The 18482-nt window shown below is 71.8% G+C and carries 1 protein-coding gene (cut by a window edge); it reads left to right on the forward strand.

The genetic code is table 11. From position 1 onward, the window contains the following. Positions 1–18482 carry the start of a lonely Cys domain-containing protein gene (locus ACFYXV_RS32125; RefSeq protein WP_389384809.1) on the forward strand. 19564 nt of this gene lie beyond the right edge of the window, so only the first 18482 of its 38046 coding nucleotides appear in the window; it begins with the start codon at positions 1–3; the stop codon falls past the right edge of the window.

An 18482-nucleotide genomic window follows, 5' to 3' on the forward strand; every position in this document is an offset into this window, starting at 1 on the left:
GTGCCGGGGGACATCGAGTTCACCGAGGAAGAGCGGGAGATGCTCTTCCTCCTGACGGGGAACAGGCCGCTCCAGGCGAGCAGCGACAAGGCGTACGCCACGACCCTGCCGATCGAGGGCTACGGAGGCAAGCTGGCAGACCTCGTCGGCAGGATCGTCGACTCCTTCTCGGCGGTGCACGACGGGCTCCCGCCGGACGTGGCGCAGCGCTATGTCGACGCCATGAGCACTTTCACGGGCCGCGGTGGCACCGACCACATGGGGAATCTCCGCCGCACCATGAACGACCTCGCGAACGGCCAGCTGGAGCAGTCGCGGAACATCATGGAGGGTCAGTGGCAGATCCTCGCCGAGATCATCCAGCTCTTCATCGAACTCGCTTTCCTCTCCTCCTTGTCGTTCTTCACCGGCGGGCTGTCCTTGAGCGAAGTCGCGCTGGCCAAGGCTCGGACGCGGCTGTCCCTGCTGATCCTCTTCAACCGGGTCCTCAGCAACGCCCATCTGATGCCGGCGTTCAGTGAGGCTCTCCAGGAAGCCTTCACGACGTTCGCCGTGCGGGTGGCGATGATCAGCCTCAACAGTGGAAACCGCAAGCCGACCGGGATCGACTGGAACGACATCGGGAAGTCCGCGGCCTTCGGCGGGCTCGCGGGCGGGTTCTCCAGCCTCTTCGGCCGCATGTTCCACGCCCTCCCCCAGTCCGTCTTCAAGAAGGACTACCTGAACAACAACAAGTGGTTCAAGGAAGGTTTGGAGGGGGGCGGCGAAGTTCTCGGCGAGGGCTTCGGCGAGAGCACCGCCGAGACGTTCGTCAACGGGTTCTTCGAAAACAAATGGGCGTGGAGTCCGGACACGTTCAGCGGCGCCGTGGTCAGCTCGATCTCCGAGGCGGCCCTCGGAGGGCTCTTCATCGGCGGCGCCCAGTGGGCGAGGCAGGCCTTCTTCAAACCCTCGCTCAGCCCCAGTCCCGGCTTCACCAACAGCCCGTCCACGTTCCACGGCGGGAACAACGGCGCGGACCCGCTTCCGCTCGACGGACCGACCGACCAGGGCGGCGACCTGCTCAGCGGCCCTCCGATCGCGACGGACCGCACCCCCGGCTTCCCGAACACCGTCAGCCCGCAGGACTCCGGTACGGCCGGGGGCCTCAGCAACCCGGCGCCGTTCAATACGCCCTCCCCGCCTCCGGCCGGCGCGGGCACCGGCGTTGCCGATGCCGACCGGAACTCCGGCAACCGGCTGCCGGCCGGGAACCCGCTGCCGTCCCTCAGCCAGAACGGGACCACCCGCGCCCCGTTGCTCCCGCCACCGCTGCCGAGCACGACCACCTCGAACATCATCCTCGGCTCCGACACCCCGCTCCCCTCCGACGGCACCACACCGCTCGACACGACCGCGCCGCTCGACACGACCCCGGTCGGGAGCACCTCCAACTCGGTGCTTCCGCCGGCCCTGTCGAACCCGGCCACCCCCGATACGGGCACCAGCACCGGCACGCGCCTGCCCCCGGGCAGCGCCGTCCCGCTCGGCGGGGCGCCGGCCCCCGCCTCGCCGGCCCCCGCCGCGCCGGCCCACCACACCGGACCAGGCACCACCTCCGGCCAAGCGGAGCCGTCGGCGGACGACCGCACGCGTACCGATACCGTCCAGGGCGACACCACGCCCCAGGGCACCGGCTCCGGGCAGGGCGCCTTTGCGGAACCCGTCGAACGTTCGACGGGGCCGCTCGCCACCAGCCAGCACAGCGGCGACCGGCAGGCCGAGGACTTCTCCCGGAACGAGCTCGGCGACGACGACACGGCCCGTCCACCGTCCCCCGCTCCTCTGCCGTCCGCGGTCGTCCCGGTCGATACCGCCTCGATCACGCCCTCGCCCACCTGGTCCACGCAGAGCGAGCTGTACCGGGCCGACTCCCGCGATCCGGCCGTCCTGTTCGCCGAGGGCATACACCCCCGCGACCCTGACAACCTGGACCTGTACGAGTTCGTACAGCCCGGCGCGGACGAGAGGGCCGCGTACGGCTTCGTCAGCACCAGCAGTTCACTGGACTGGACACTGGGCCGACGGGACAGCGGGTTCATCCTGCTCCTCGACGCACCCGGCGGCATCGACGTCACCGAGACCTTCGCCGATCGCGGCATCCCGTACGAATTCGCGGAACGGCAAGAGGTCGCGTTCCCCGGCGGGATCGTCCCCCAGCACATCAAGGGCGCCTGGCGGATCGTCCCGGGCGGTGCCCCGGGAGAGCCGAACACCCTGGGCGAGTGGATACCCAACCCGAACCACACGGCCCCGCAGCCCGTACCCGCCGCCTCGGAATTCGGCGACCGCGACGGCGTCCGCATCGCCACCGACAGCGGCGACGTCCTGAGCCGCCTCAACACCGGCTCCGGCCCGCTGAGCGAGACGTCCTCGCCGCCCGCGCCGTCCCCCACCGCGACGACCGCCGAAGGGGACACCGCACTCGGTCGGCACCCTGATCAACATCAAGAGCCCCTCCCGTACCCGGCCGTCTCGGCCACGCCGTCGTCCCTCCCGGCGAACTCCTCCACCGTCAAAGGCCACGGCGGCACCTCCTCCTACGACGACCACACCGACATCGGCATCGGCATCGGCATCGGCATCGAGACCGCCGTCGAGTTCGGCGATCGCGACGCCGATGCCGACACGCGGGACGCCCCTCCCGGCGGGACGTCCCTCCTGGCCGGCCCGCCGGAATCGGCCGCCCCGACCGCCTCCGACCCGTCTCCCGCACCGGTGCTCCCCGGCCCCGGCCCGCTGTCCGCACCGATCGCCGGCCCGACCGCCGACCCCGTCCTGCTCACCCCGGACACCGCACTCGAGGGCGTCCCCTCCCCCACCGGACGCGACTGGACCGTCCGCACGCCCGCGTCCGCGAAGCCCGGCGTGCTCATCCCGTCGAGCATCAGCACCCTCCGGCTCCCCGAGGGCGACCCCGCTGCGCAGGACGCCGGAACCAGGCCCGCCCCCTGGGGCAGCGAGGCGTGGGTGATCCGCGCCGACCTGAACGAGCACGGTCTCGTGACCGGCCCCGACGGCAGACCCCGCACCCACGAGCAGATCGCCGAGACCCTCGCCCACGACCCGGGCCGCCCGGCCGGCGTCCCGGTGGTCCTCGCCATCCCCACCACCGGAACGGGATCCCAGGCGCTCCAGAAGATCATCGCCAGGCGGTTGGGGGACGTCGTCGTCTGGGCACCCACCCACGACGTACGCCTCCACCACCAAGGCGTCCGCTCCACCCTCGCGATCACCGTCGGCGGCGACCCCGCCCAGGAGACGGACTGGACCGACGTCGACCCGGCGCCCGCGGTCGTCATCGATGCCCTGCTGGACCCGGACAGCCTCCTCACGGGCATCACCGACTCCACCGGACGCAGCTGGAAGGGCGGCCCGGGCCAGGACTTCGGCACGGTACTCACGTCGACCACGAGCGTGTACGGGCTGCTCCCGGACAACCCCGCACCGCAGGAGACCGACAGGGCCGCTTCCCCGTGGGGCGCCGCGGCCTGGGTGATCCAGGCGGACGTCGACAAGCACGGCCGGGTGACCGGACCCGACGGCCGGGCGCTGCGCCACGAGGACGTGGCCAAGACCATCGCCGCGGACCCGGGCCGCACGGCCGGCGTGCCCGTGGTCCTTGCCATTCCCTATGCCGGAGCCGGCTCCCAGGCGCTTCTGCGGGCCGTGGCCAAGGAACTCGGCGAAAGCGTATGGGCCCCCAGCCTCGACGGAGGCCTGCGCAAGCAGGCGGGCGTATCCGACCTCGCCATCTACGACCACGACCCCGTCGACCAGGCCGAGCCCCAGGGAACCTGGCTCCGCTTCGACCCGCCCGCCCGTGACCTCCCCGACCGGGCCGACCAGTTCTTCACACCCATCGTCGGCCCCAGTACCCCCTTCACCCACACAGACGTCGACGACACCGTCCGCGTCGGCGACCGACGCGGCACCCCGGCCATCCTGCACAGCCGCAACCGCTACCGGGAGTTCGCGCTCGAGGCCTTCCGCGAGCACACCCGGCTCACACGCTCCGTCGACGTGGCCGGCCAGAGCAGGGTCCTCGGGGACGAATCCGACGCTCCGCTCGACGCGGCCGTCCGCGCGTTCCGCACCCACGGAGGCCCGGGGGCGATGAAGCTCACGGTGAAGGGGAACACCGTCTGGCTGGACGCCGAGCAGGGCGGCCGCTACATCGGCACGCTCCGGGAGCTCGCCGAACTCCCCGGAGACATCGAGATCTGGCTCCAGCTCTGCTACGGCGCCACCCCCAGCGACGACCCCCTCGCATACGCCGGCAACGGCACGCCGCCATCACCGGTCGCCGACCCCCTGCGCACCGTCTCCCTCGCCCAGCACACCGCCAACGTGAGCCGGCGCGCCGTCACCGCCGCGACCTTCAGCGCCGGAATGAACCTCACCCACAGGATTCTGTGGGGGCTGCCCGGGGGGCAGAACGGCGAATGGATCCGGTTCCTGCCCGAGCCCACGGCCGGCGAGCTCGGCGCACTCGCCGTCAGCGCGGGTCTCCACCCCGGCCCCACCGGGGGCGACGTACCCCCGGCGACCCGCGAGACGACCCTGCGGCTCGTCCGCGCGCTGCGCCTCAGGTTCGGCCACGACGTCGAGACCCGCCGCCAGGACTACGGCGACCTCCTCGCGGGCATCGCCGCGCTCGAAACCCTCCGCACCAACGACCAGGACATCAGCGCGCTCACGCCGCAGTTCCGGATGGAGATCTGGCACCACCTCGCCCGGGCGTTCAACGCGAGCCCCGGACCGGTCGAGTACGAATCGGTTCTGAACTGGGCTCGGCGGACACTGCGGCAGAATCCCGCGATGGAGCTGCGCGCCCTGTCACCGGCACTGGGCACCGTGATGCGCGACCACGCCGCCCAGGGCTCGCAGTTGCTGGACTCCGCACTCGGGAAGATCTCCCGTCCGGCCGGCGAGCCGCTCACGGCACGGGCCCTGTGGGCCCTGGCGGACGCCGAGCAGCTCGTCCTGAGGCCGCGGCCACTCGGCGACCAGGTGCAGTGGGCCCGCAAGCTGATGCACATGCTGCCCCTGGACCAGTGGGACCCGAACACCCACCCCGCGCGGCTGAGGAGCCTGCTGGCCCGGGCGTTCGAACAGCGGTTGGATGCCACGGACGACGCCCAGGTATCCGCCCTCGACCTCTGGGAGAAGGGCTACTCGGACACGTCCCACGCGCCGCGGACCGGTCGGCACGCCGTGACGTGGAACTGGAGCTACCACGACGCGCCCGAGGGCCTGGACACCGCCAAGCTCCACTTCGAAGTCCAGGAACAGGACGGAACGCGCAAGCTGTTCCCCGTAACGCCCCCCTGGGCCTCCGAGCAAGACTCCGGCAGGCCCATCGAGGTGCCGCTGCTGGTGTGGACGGAGCTGGAGCACGACGGTCTCATCGGCATCGCCATGCCCGGGGGCACGGACCTCTGGTTGGTGACGCCCGCCGAACTCAGGCACCTGGTGATCACGCTTGACACGGCCACGCACGAGCGGGACCAGGCGGCACCGTTCGTCTTCGTCACCCCGACCCAGGACCCGTCCCTGGCCCAGTACTTCGCGAACGAGACGGGCCGTCACGCCTACACCTACGACGGCCCGACCGAGATCCGCCGGCATCCGAAGACCGGCGTCCTGCGCCTCGTCATGCTCCCGCGACCCGACGGTACGGCGCCCCAGTGGAAGCGGACCGAGTGGCAGCACCCCGGCCTCTGGGACGAGGCCGCCACCGTTTCCCCGACGGTGTCGGCGGACCCCGCGACCCGCGACAGCGGCCACCTCCCGGGAACCCTCCAGCAGCCCGGCACCACCATCGCGGGCCCCTCGACGACCACCACCACCACCGCCACCACCGGCACCGGCACCGGCACCGGCACCGGCACCGGCACGGCAGCCTCCGTACCCGCCACCACGCCCACCACTGCCACCACGCCCACCACTGCCACGACGCCCACCGAGACCCTGGAGAACCGGCTGGCCCGCCGGCGGCCGCCCCGGATCGACCGCGACCTGCCGCCTCCCCCGGCGCACCGCGCCCCGGCCGCGTTCACCGACGGGTCGAGCCTGCCCGCGCCCACCGGGAACCTGGCCGCCCTGATCCCGCTCCTGCCGCCGCGGGTGCTGGAGCTCTCGGAGAGCTACGGCGTGAGCACCTTCACCTTCCGCGCGCCCCAGGCGGCCGTGGAGGAGATCCTGCGGGAGCTGGCCGCCACACCCGGGCTGAGCCCCAAGCCGCAGGGCCGCAAGGCCCTGCCCGGCACCGGACTCGCGGCGGAGATCACCCGGGCCTTCGACGGCTCGATGGACACCCTCATCGGCGAAGGCGTGGAGCTCGCCTACTCGGCCAGGGTGGGCAAGGCAGCCAAGGCCACCGGCGACGACGGCACCCGCGTCCTGACGCTCAGACTGCGTCCGTACGCGCAGTGGGAGCGGTTCCAGGACGCGGATGCCCGCCTGAAGGGCCCGTTCAAGAGCTCGCGCGCCGCGGCGACCACCGGCCGCAGCCGGAAGCTCAGTACGAGCCGCCAGGTCAATCCGGTCCTCCCGCTGCTCCTGCCCTTCACTCCGGCGGGCGTCTTCACCCGCTTCGGCCTGCGCCTGGGCCACGCGCGCAGCCTCGGATTCACGCTCACCTCACAGGTCACCACCGATACCGGGGTCGGGACCTCCGGGAAGCTCTTGATCCACCTCACCGACGTGTACGTGGACATCAGCGTCAGCAAGCCGAGCCTGAGCACCTCCGACAGTGCCGCACCGCTCCTCGCCGGCTTCGCCGTCAGGAACGGCCTGTCGCTGAAGCTCGGAGACGCCGCCACCAAGACCCCGCCGGTCAAGAAGCTTCCCCGTACGCTCGACTTCCCCACCCAGCCCGATCCGGGACTGATCGGCACCGAGAAGTACGGTCCGCTCGTCCAGGCACGGGACTGGGCCGCACGGCAACTCGGCGCGGCGCCGGGCACGCCGGCCTACCGGCTGCTCGACACGTTCTTCTCCAGCACCAACTTCAAGCACAATGCATCCGTCCTGGCCGGCGGGCGGCTCTCCACTCCCCCGCTGACCGACGCCAAGGGCCGGCCCGTGGGCGTGTTCACCGTGCGGACCGTGTCACGCCGCGCCCAACTGGTGACGGACTCCAACGAGTACGACGTGAGCAATGCGCTCACGCACAGCTCGGCGAACGAAAGGTCGATGGCCAAGAGCCGGACCATCAGCCTCCAGACCTCCCTGGGGCCGATGTTCGACTTCGTCACCGGACCGGTCAACCTGCGGCTGACGCTCGCGCTGCTCGGCCTGCGGGCCACGTGGGGCGGGACCAGGTCGACGGGGTCCGGCGGCTCCGGCTCCCAGGTGACGGTCTCCGGCCTCGGGCCGAAGTCCAACACGGGGCTGTACCTGGTCGAGAAGACCGTCCGGGTGCAGCGTTCGGGACGCAACCGCAAGGCCCCGGCCGGTCCCGACGGACTGCCCCCGCTGTACGCGCCCGTCGAATTCACCACCTGGAGCCTCGAACGGATCCCCGAGGACCAGGCGCGTCGCCTCGCGGGCTGGGACGACGGATCGTCGGTCCCCCCCGAGAGCGGAATCGGCGACCCGTTCGCGCCGGCGTACCTGACGCGGGACAACCCGCCGACCCTGGGCTTCAGCCGCGTCGAGGCGTTCCTCTTCAGCACCGGCTCGTTCACCGAGAGCCCTGTCGCCACCGCGCCCGGCGCGCCCCCGGCCGACGGGGCGTTCGGCCGTACGGCGCTGGACCGGTTCACCGACGAGATCCTGGAGCGGGCGGCAGCCCTCTACCCCGGCCTGGTGGCCCCGCTCGCCGAGCTGGATCCGGCGAACCCCAAGTGGCGCAACAACGGGCACTTCGAGCTCGTTCTCGCCAACACCCTCGAGGTCTGCCGCACGCTGGCCCACGCCGCGATGTCGACGAGCCTGGAGACGCTGATCACCACGGGCCTGCGGATCGAGCTGCGGGAGCGCGGGCGGTTCACGACCGGGTACCGCTACCTCTGGCTGGACGGCACGCTGACGGACCGCCGCTTCGAGCGCACCGTTCGGGGCCGCAGGCTCAGCTTCACCACCAGTGGCGCGGAGAAGCTGGATGCCGAGCACGGCGGTTCGCGCTCCCTGGAGGCCGCCCCCGAGGCCTCCCTCTTCATCCGGCCGCTCGGGTCGGGCCCCGGCAACCCCGGCACCAGCACCTCGGGCGGGTTCGCGCTGGCCGCCTCGGCCGGCCGGTCCAAGGACCGCGACAACGCGTTCGGCCAGACGGCCTCCCTCGAGCAGACCACGTCCACGAGCGCCGACTCGCACCTGTTCAGCTACGAACTGACGTTCTCGGTCAGCAGGGGCGGCTACTGGCGACCGTCCGCGGTGCTGCGCGGTGCGCTCTCCCTCGGGCTGCTCAGCACCGGGCTCTTCGTCTTCCGGGAGAACCACCGTCCGCTGGGCGCGCCCAACCCGCCCGCACCGACCGGCCGGGTCCTGCTGAGCGTCGCCCCCGGGCACACCCCGCTCGACGACCCGGACGCGGCCACCGCGGCCCATCCCTACCGGGATCTGAGCCGGACGGTGTCCACGCGCGCGCTGCCCGCCACGGACTCCTTCGACCTGGCGACCGGCTCCCCGGCCCTGCTGCGCTCGGCCGCAACCCGCGCGCCCGCCCCGCACGAGAACCACCCCGTCCAGACGCTGATGGTGATCGCCCGGCCGGAGCTCGTCAAAGCGGCCGAGGACGCCCTGCGCGACGCGTCGGGCGACGGGTGGCAGCTCACCCAGCACGGTGCGCCGGCCCACGATGCGGCGCTGCGCGCCTTCCAGTCCATCTATCTGACCGCCAACTCCGACCAGAGCATGAGCGCGTCCGGATACCAGATGAGCGGGTTGTGGACGCCGGGACCCTACGGGAACCGCACGACGTCGCTCGGGCACCGGATGGTGCTGGACGACCTGCGGATGCTGTCCGGGCCCACCCCCGGCGAGCTGGAGCGGGTCATCTCCGTCGAGACCAAGTTCGGGGCCGCTGAGGGCTCGGAGTGGACGTACACGTTCGGCTTCAGCGGTTCGGAGACCACCCAGCACTCGGTGGGACGGGCCGGCGGCCGCAGCGGCATCGGCCTGGGCATCACCCCCTTCAAGTACGGCAAGGGCGCGAGCCAGTCCGCCAAGAGGTCCGTCAGCGCCGATACGAGCCGCGCGGACGAGTCGCACCAGGTGGCCGTCATGGCCGACGCCACGCACATGGTGGCCGCCGCGTCCACCGCGCTGGGGACCATGAAGGCGGCGAACTCCTCTCTGGTGCCGTCGATGTTCGGCAATGCCTCCGGGTCCAGTGTCACTGTCCCCGGCGGCTGGATCGGCAGCCTGCCGGAGAAGAGCGCGGTCGAGCTCGGGGTCATCCGGGACGGTTTCGGCCCCGTGCCGCGCTACACCGCGCACGAGTGGTCGCTGCCGGGCTGGGTGATCGGCGGCGGCCTCGGCAGCTATCCGCTGAACGCGCTCAACGCCGCGGAGGTCCTGGGCGCCTTCGACCGGGAGCTCGACAGGCTGTTCGCCCGCGACACCGACCGCGACGCCGTGCGTCGGCTGGTGTCCGGCCGGGTGCTGAGCGCCATGAAGGGGGAGATGTCCGGTTCCGGCGCATCCGTTCCCACCCGGATCGCCTACTGGAGCTGGGGCAGCATCCACATCGGCGGACAGCAGGTGCAGGTCCTGGCGGAACTCATTTCGGAGCAGAGCCGTTTCACCGGACTCGGCCACAGCGCCGAGCTGTCCGACGCGCTGGTGACCGGCGACAGCACCTCCACGTCGGCCTCCCGGAGCAACGGTTTCCAGGGCGGTCTGACCACCGCCCAGCGCGGAGAGACGGGCGGTGGCGTCTTCCCGAACGCCGGTGTCACCTACACCGAGTCGGGCTCGGTCACGACGACCCGTACGTCCTCGCGGACCGAGAGCGAGAAGGTGACCCAGAAGGTCACCCTCACCGGTCCCCACGCCGAGCACGTCACCTCGTACCGACTGCGTCTGACGCTGCAGAAGGCCGACTTGTCGAAGCCGGTGAGCTCCGAGGGCGCGGTCGGCACGCAGACCACGCACACCCCGCTGGCCTCGATCCTGCCTTCTCCGGCGGGCACGCCGGGGCTGTTGGACGCACCCGCCCCGCTCCCCGCGCCGGGTCCGGTGCGCAGCGTGCCGCTGCCCTCGCTCTCGGGGGCGGCGGACTGGCGGCTGGTCACGTACCCGGACGGCAGCGTGGGGAAGTTCACCGCACTCGGTGAGGGCTTCATCGTCTCGCGGGTGCCCGACGCGCACCTGGTCCGGGAGGCCGCGCGGCACGCGCTGGCCAAGGCCTACAACATCGGACACCGCGATCCGGGTACCGGCGACGGCACCGCGCCGAGGTGGGTGCAGGGCACGGGGCTGACGCGAACCGGCGCGGGAGGGGCACACGCCCTGGACTCGGCCACGGCGCCGCACGTACTGAGCGCCTTCGCCCGGGAGGCCATGGGGCCCGAGGGCTACACACCGCCGCCGCTGAGCCGCAGGAACCCCATCGGGGGCGCCGTCGGCGAGGTGACCGTGTACGCCCGGCCCGAACTGGGGGAGGCCCGGCTGCAGCGCGTGGCCGGAAAGGCCAAGCAGCAGGTCAAGGTGCGCAAGGGCAACGGCGGCGCCGAGGCGCTGAAGGCCGGGGACACCGTCGGTCCGACGGCCGGCATCCTGGGCCAGGCCCAGACGGGCGACCTGTCCTTGCTGCCCGCCGGCCCCACCAGTGGCCCGTCCGAGGGCACTGTCGACACGGACTCGGGAAACCTGGACACCAGCGAGGGGACCAAGGACAAGTTCGGCGCCGGCCGGTCGTTCCTCTTCGCCGTGCCCACCAGCTGGATCGCGGTCGCCTCGGTCCACCGCGAGGTCAAGGACAGCAAGCTCGGGCGCGCCTTCATCTCGCCGTTCCAGGTGATCGCCGGCAACCACTTCGGGAACCCGGGGCCGCAGGCGTACGAGACCAAGGGGACCGTCCTCGCCTGGGTGGCCGAGGACGCCGCCCGCCGGCTCGGCCTGATCACCGACGGCAACTTCCCGCAGCACGTCGCGGACTCGTGGGACGCCGTCGACTCCGCGTCCGACGCGTGGGTGGAGGCCGACAAGAAGTACTGGAGCGTGCGCCGAGAGGCCGGCACGGCCCTGGTGGACGCGTACAACGAGGCGCGGGAACGGTTCGACGCCGCGACCGCGGCGCACGACGCGGCGGAGCGGCATTACCACGACGCGATCCGGGTCATGGACGAGACCGGCAGGGCCGCCACCACCCTGCGGCAGCGCGCGCAGAGGATGCGCGACCGGGTCGAGGCCACGCTGGCCCGTGCGCAGCGGAACGTGGCGCAGATGGACGAGCAGGCGCTCGGCGGCACGGACACCCCGGCGGACGGTGACGCCCGGGCGTACGAGGCGCTGGCCGGAGCGGCGGCCCTGGAAGCGCTCACCGCGCTCGAAGATGCCCGGGCAGCCTTCGACGCGGTGACGGCCCGGGCCGACGCACTGGAGCTGCGGGCGGACGGAATCGCCACGAGGACCGTCGCGCAGAGCCGCCTGGCCTCCGCCAGGGCCCACGAGGACCGCACGGCCCGCGAGGTCACCCAGGCCGCTCTCGACGCGGCGCTCCAGGCGCGCGACCGGGCCAGGGCGGCCCACGAGGAGGTGCGCGACCGGCTCGACACGTTGCAGACCGCGGCGGAGCAATTGGCCGCGGACTACCACAAGGCGCACTCGGACGCCTTCCGGTTGACACGCTGGCACGAGCTGAACGACACCGCGGCGGGCCGGGCCCAGCTGGCGGGCCTCGCGGAGCCGGAGACGGTGACCCTCAAGGCTCCGGCCACCGCCGACCCGAAGCCCCGGGTGTTCGAGCGCGACGAGACGGCCGACGGCGCCATCACCCTGACGGCTCCCGGGCCGGCCGGCCGGTCGGTGCGCTTCGGGGTGGAGGCGGTGCCGAAGGACGGGAACTCCTTCTTCCACGCCTTCGCGCGGTCCCTGGCCGAGCGCGCTCCCGTCCTCGCCGCGGGGCTGCCCCCGGCGGACGGGATGCGGGCCGCGTTCGCGAACCAGCTGGCCGATCCGGCCAGCGACGACCTCCTCGCCGCGCTGGCAACGGACGAGGACGACACGTTCTCCACCACCGAACTGGAGGCGGCGGGGATCGACCTGGCGGCCGGCACGCCGCAGCGGCGTGAGTACGACGACCGTCAGGGGGTGCTGCCGCCCTCCGTCAAGCTGTCGCTCACCCGGGACGAACGCCTCGACCTGGCCGTCTCCCAGCTGATGCGCGACGGCCGGGCGGCGGACGACTCGGGCTGGGACCACGGAGCGGCCGACCTGCTGCCCGTGCTCGCCTCCCGTACGTACGGGGTCACGGTGACGGTCGTCGACGCCGAGGGCCGCTTCCAGACGTTCCCGTCCCCCACAGGGCAGGACGCGCCGCACGTGGTCCTGTACCTGGCGGACAAGGTCTTCAGCGCCGCACTGCCCCTGCGGGCCGGCGAGGTGGCCTCTCCGCTCACCGCGGCCGTCCCTCCTGCCCCCACGGGGACGGAACCGAAGCGTCCGGCACACTCCGCACCCCCGTGGAAGCAGCCCGCGGGCGCTGCCACCGCTGCGAGCACGGGCTTCGACGCGGAATCGGACGCGGAGCACCGTACGGTCACGGGGCCCGACGGACGCGTCTACGACCTGGTGGAGCCGCAGGGCGACGGCAACGGCTTCTACCCGGCGCTCGCGAGGGCACTGGCGCAGGCGATTCCGGTACCGGGCCCGGGCGCTCCAGCGGTCCCGGTGCTTCCCCGTACGCCCGAGGCCATCGCCTCGGCCGTCGCGGCCGGCGTCCTGCCGCCCTCGACCCAGCTGGACCCCCAGGCGGTCTTCCACTCCGGCGACCGCTCCTCCCTGGCGGGCGCCCTCGACGCGGACGCCCTGGCAGGGCTGCGCGCCGACGGTGGAACGCTGTCGCCGCAGACCGTGGCCGCGCTCGACCGCGCTCAGGTCGAGACCTTGATCCGCACCCAACTCCTCACTGCCCGACGCTGGGACGCGGCGACCGCAGACCTGGCCGTCGTACTGGCGACCCGGGCCCTGGGCGTCCGCATCACGCTGGTCAACGAGGACGGTACGTCCAGCAGTACCCCGCCCGACACGGCGTTGCCGGAACTCGCCGTCTACCAACGCGGCTCGGACTACCTGGCCGCCCTCCCCCGCCCCCTGCCGCCCACGGCCACCGCGACGACGACCGCCGACGACACCACCGCTCAGGCACCCCGGCCTCCGGCCGACACCACGCAGACCCCTGCCATCACCATCACCACGCAGACCCCTGCCATCACCGTCACCCCGGCCACCCGGCCCGCGACACCCACCCTGCCGACCGCCCACGAGCGCATCGCGCTGGCGGAACTGGACGCGGCCGGCCTCACCCTCGCACCCGGCATCCGCGCGCAAGCCGTGATGATGAACGAATCCCTCCCGGTGAAGGATCTCGGGCTCAGCCCTCGGGACCTCGAGACCCTCGCGGCCCACCGCAGCTCCACCACCCCTCTTCTCCCGCAGACCGCGCCCGCCGACGTCCACCGCGTCAACAGCAGCACCGTCATGGACCCTGAGTCCACCGCCCCCGAGCCCGGCCCGACTCCCGAGGCCCCGGTCACCGTCCCGGCCCGTGGTACGGAGACGGGCGAGGCAGCCTTCAACGAGATCCACTGGTTGCCGCCCAGTCCCGTCGTCAACCCGGAGCCGCTGGTGGTCTATGTGGCGACCCACCGTAAACTCGCGGTCGTTCTGGACGAAGGAGTCCCGGGAGACGTGGCGGCTCTCGTTGCCTCGCCGGACCCGGCGTCGGCCCGGCTCCACGCTCCTCTGGGAGCGGAGACCGTCCTGCAGATCTCGGTCCCGGCCGGTGCAGCAGTGGACCTCCTCCGGACCTTCTCCGGCAAGACAGGACGTTCGGCTCCCCAATCGCTCCAAGACGCGCTCGACCGCCAGCGTCCGCTCTACCTCCTCCCCCCGTCACTGGCCGAGCGGTCGACGGTGATCGGGCACGCGAGTGTCAGCGCGGGTGCCCTGTCCGAGGTGCGAACGCTCGACCGGCCATCCCCGCTCGGCATCAGAATCGAGGTGCCCGGCTCCGTCCTGGGTCTGCCCTCGGATGCCGTTCGGTGGCCGGCCGGCACGAAGGCCGACGCCTACCTCCTGACCACGACGTCCGGCGAACGCCTGCTGGCCGACGGCATCACTGCCAACAACGGGCGGATGGCGCTGTCCCGCACGAAACCGCAGACCGTACCGAAGGGCCACCAGCTGCTCCGGGTCACCGTCGCCGAGGGACAAGCCGTGGACCTTCGGGCCACCCGTGAGAAGTTCCCCTTCCTCGGCCGACCCGGCAGCGAGCTCGACCGCGCCCTCAGCACCGGTACGGATCTCTGGCTGGACGAGAACCGCCTCACGAAGGCGGTGACCAACAAGGTCTACGTTCCGGGTCAGAACAGCCGTGCCGAGAAGGATCACGAACTGGTGGGCAGCCACCTCGGCACGCTCCGCCGCACCCAGCGCTTCCCGGTGCTCCCGTCCGACGCACGGCCCACTCCTGACGAACTGTCTGCCCTGCACCCGCACGACCTGTGGAACCACACCGCGGCGGTGACCGGGCTGCCCAAACCGTCCGAGATCGACCGGTGGATCCCGAGCGACCGACCGGACTGGCGGAGTAGGCCCGTATGGCGCGTGGACGGCCGCGATCCGGAGTTGATCTTCACGGCCGGCATGACGCCGAAGAGCACCCGCATCACCGATCTCCACGAGCACGTAACCGCCCTCATGGGCGGGTCCGGATCGGTCTTCGTCTCGTGGACGAAGACACCCGGCCTCCTCCGGACCGCCGGCAAGGGCGCCGAGTGGAGCGGCTACTTCTACGTCGGCTTCTTCCCCGGCGGCATAGACGCCAACGACAGCGTGGCCAACCTCGGCCCCACCATGAACCCGCACCTGAAGCAGCAGGAGGTCACGGCCCTCGGCGGCACCCGGTACCGCCATATCGCCGGTGCCTTCGAGATCCTGACGGACGAGGCGGGGGACTCGATCGCCGCACTGGGTGAGTGGCTTCCCAACGACGGGTTCGACGAGAGCATGCTCGCACCCGGCACGTCCGCCAGGTCGGCCGCCGAGAGCATGCTCCTCGACAACGGGATACCGTTCTTCGACGCGACCAGTACCACCTCATCCGCTCCCCTGCCGTCCGCGACCGCCCCGGTCGACACCGCCACGATCGTGACCGCGCCCACCTCGACCGCATCGACGGTCGAGGTCGACGCGAACCTGCGGCGAGCCTGGGAGCCCTACCTCCAGCAGAATGGCGCCGGCCGGTTCTTCGGGTCGATCGAGGCGCTGCTGGAGGGCCTCGGTGCGGGGGCGTACCACGGTCGGGATGCCGGGCGTCAGGACGACCTGATCGGGCGGCTGTCCGGTGCGGGTGCGGTGCCCGGCGGGTTCTCGCACCCGGAGGTGTGGCTGGACCTGCTGGGTGGTGGTCCGGCCGATGCGGCGGACAACTGTGTGGTGACGGCGATGGCGGTGCATTCGACGTTCCACGGGATGCCGCAGGTGCCGCAGGAGCCGGTGGCTCCGCCGGTCGGTGCGCATGTGGTGGCGCAGGAGTGGTCGGGGTTCGCGGCCGAGTTCTTCGGTTCCGGATCCGGGGCGTTGGCGGGGGTGCTGGAGCGGGTTGCGGGTGCGGGTGAGGGTTCCGGTGCGCTGGTGTTCGGCGAAGGTGCCGATGGCTGGGCGCACGTGTGGAACCTGTTGTTCGTACCGGGCTCGGGCCTGTTGTGGGTGGACGCTCACACGGGTGAGGTGAGGCCCGGGGACGTACCTCTCCATGCGGATGGCCTGGATCGGGTGTGGGCGATTGCGCTGGACGCGGGGAATGGCTTCATCGCGGGTCCGGGTGGGTTCAATGCCATGGCCGAGGCGGAGTTGGGCCAGGCCGGTCCGTTCCCGCCGGTGCAGGCGGGGCCGGTGTTCGGGGCCAGGAAGAAGAAGGCCACGGCCGCCGGCAGCGCTGCATCCGCCGCCGGCACCGGCACCGGGACCGCGCCCGGTGCTGCGCCCGTCTCCACGTCTGTCCCCGCCTCGTCCGCCCCGGGTGCTGCGGTGCTGGCGCCGGCGGATGTGTGGGTGACGATCAGTCGTCCTGCCCGGCTTCGGCGCCATCTGCTGTCGGCGGAGGCGAAGTGGACGACCGATGCGTGGGGTGGTTCGCGGTTCGGACTGACGGGTGGTCACCAGCTCAGTGCGAACGGTTCGATCGAAGTGTGGGAAAACGGGCAGAGTGTGCGGATTCCGGTCCTGCCCGAGGACCGGAATGCGCCACTGCCGAACGGCGTGTTCGAGGGTACGTTGCGCTACACGTCAGTGGCGTGGGGGCCGTTGGAGGCCAAGGCGAGTTCGTTCTTCCCTGCGTACGTCGGGTGGGCATCGATCAAGGATTCGGCGAAGCAGGCGTATCAGTACGCTGTCGTGCAGGGTGCGGCGGATCTGCGCCGGGGTCTGCACGCGGCGAGAGCGGGTACGGACGCGGAGAAGTTCCTGGGTGTCGACCAGTACGGCAACTGGATTGCCGGTTATGCGACGGGTGGTGACCTCAGGACGGCGTGGCCGGTGTACCGGCAGCCGATGGACCGGGGTGCGGCCAACCCGTGGGTCCGCGTTCCGCAGGTGCAGCAGAGCGTGCCGGCCGTACCGGTGACGAGCACTGCGAAGGCCACCCAGGCGGCGGACTCGCAGGACCAGGACAACGCCGCCGCCCCGGCACCGGTTGAGCAGGTCGTTCTGCCGGTTGCCGCGAGCACTGATGCGGAGGCGTTGGCGGCGTCGAGGTTCCCGGCGGGCCGGGTGAAGTCGGCCGCGGTGGTACGCACACGGCTGGACGCCCTGTGGGGCGCGGGCCGTCGCGAACTGGCTGCCGGAGCGGTGGCGGCTGACGTCTTCATGTCCTGGGTGGGCGAGGTCGCCGCTCGGGTGAAGCAGTTGCCGGCCGCGCAGCAGGACATCGGGCTGGACGAGTCGGTGGCGTCGCTGAAGGCGGTCGTGTCGGTGGGCCGGCTGTCCGCTCCGGACGCGGATGTCGATGCGGCGGGGCTCGAGGAGACGCTGGAGCTGCTGCAGCAGGCGGTGGAGCTGGGGTGGGGCCTGGCCGGCGGCTTCCAGGACCATGCCGCCGACCTGATGCTGGCGACCGAGGCGCTCGCGCAACTGGCGTCCGACCGGTTGGGAGCGTCGGTACCGGCGAACGTGCTGCAGTGGCTGCCGTTGCTGCACAGCCTGGTGCTGGTGACGGACCGTCGCAGCAACCTGCCCCGGATCGCCTACAACCACCACCTCGAAGTGCTGGCGACGGCCGGAGTGGGCCTGCTGGAGCTGGGTGAGCTGGACACGCGGAAGCTGAGGCACTATCTGGACGATGTGCTGAAGGTGTCGCGCAAGCACGAGTACGAGCAGCGGCTCGCGGTCAGTGATGTCGTCTTCGCCCTGTCCCAGCGTGCTCCGGAGACGGTCCTGAGCGGCATGGAGCAGCGGGAGAAGGAGCTGGCGGAGGAACTGCTGCGGCTGGATCAGCAGCAGACCAACGATCCGGCCAAGCGCCGGGCCGCCGCGGTCAACGACCGCTACGAGACGTTCGCGGCAGCGGTGGACGAACGGATCACCCGGCTGAGCGAGCGGGTGGAGGCCCACCCGACAGCCACAGCGGCCATGGTCACGGCTCTCGTGCCGCGGATGCTTGGGAGCCGGACCCTGCAGACCAGGGCGCAGCTGTGGCGTGCTCGTGAGGCGGGATACCTGTCGTTCGCCGAGGCGAAGGTCCTCCACGACCGGTATCTCGGTCTCGGCCTGAAGTCCGCCTTCGAAAGGAGCCAGGCCAACAAGACGGCCGCCGGAGAGTACCCGAAGGAGCTCATCTCGCTGATCCGTGCCGCTCGCGCACTGACCTGGCAGCCGGCCGACCCGGACCGCGAGACGACCGTCGGAGCGTGGACGAGGATGCAGCGCGGGCTGCTGATCGCGGAAGCAGAGGTGACCTGGCAGTTCAGCCTCCAGGGCAACGTGGCGTGGACTCTCCTCGACAACCGCACGCACCGGGGGAATCTCGATGCGGTACTGGGCGCCCCCGCCAAGCTGGCGTCCTTGATGGTGTCGCACGACGAGCAGCTGGCGGCCGCGCAGCGTCGCCCGAAGCCCGACCTGTCGCTCGTCACCAGCATCCGGGTGGGCCGGCAGGAGCTGTTGTGGGCACAGAAGCTGCCGGCACCTGCGGGACCGAGCAGGGAGGACCTGGCCCAGCGGCTCGAAGAGCTGACGGGGGACCTGGGCGTGACCCGGATCGCCACTGG

The organism is Streptomyces sp. NPDC002181, from assembly GCF_042890485.1.
Taxonomy (GTDB): Bacteria; Actinomycetota; Actinomycetes; order Streptomycetales; family Streptomycetaceae; genus Streptomyces.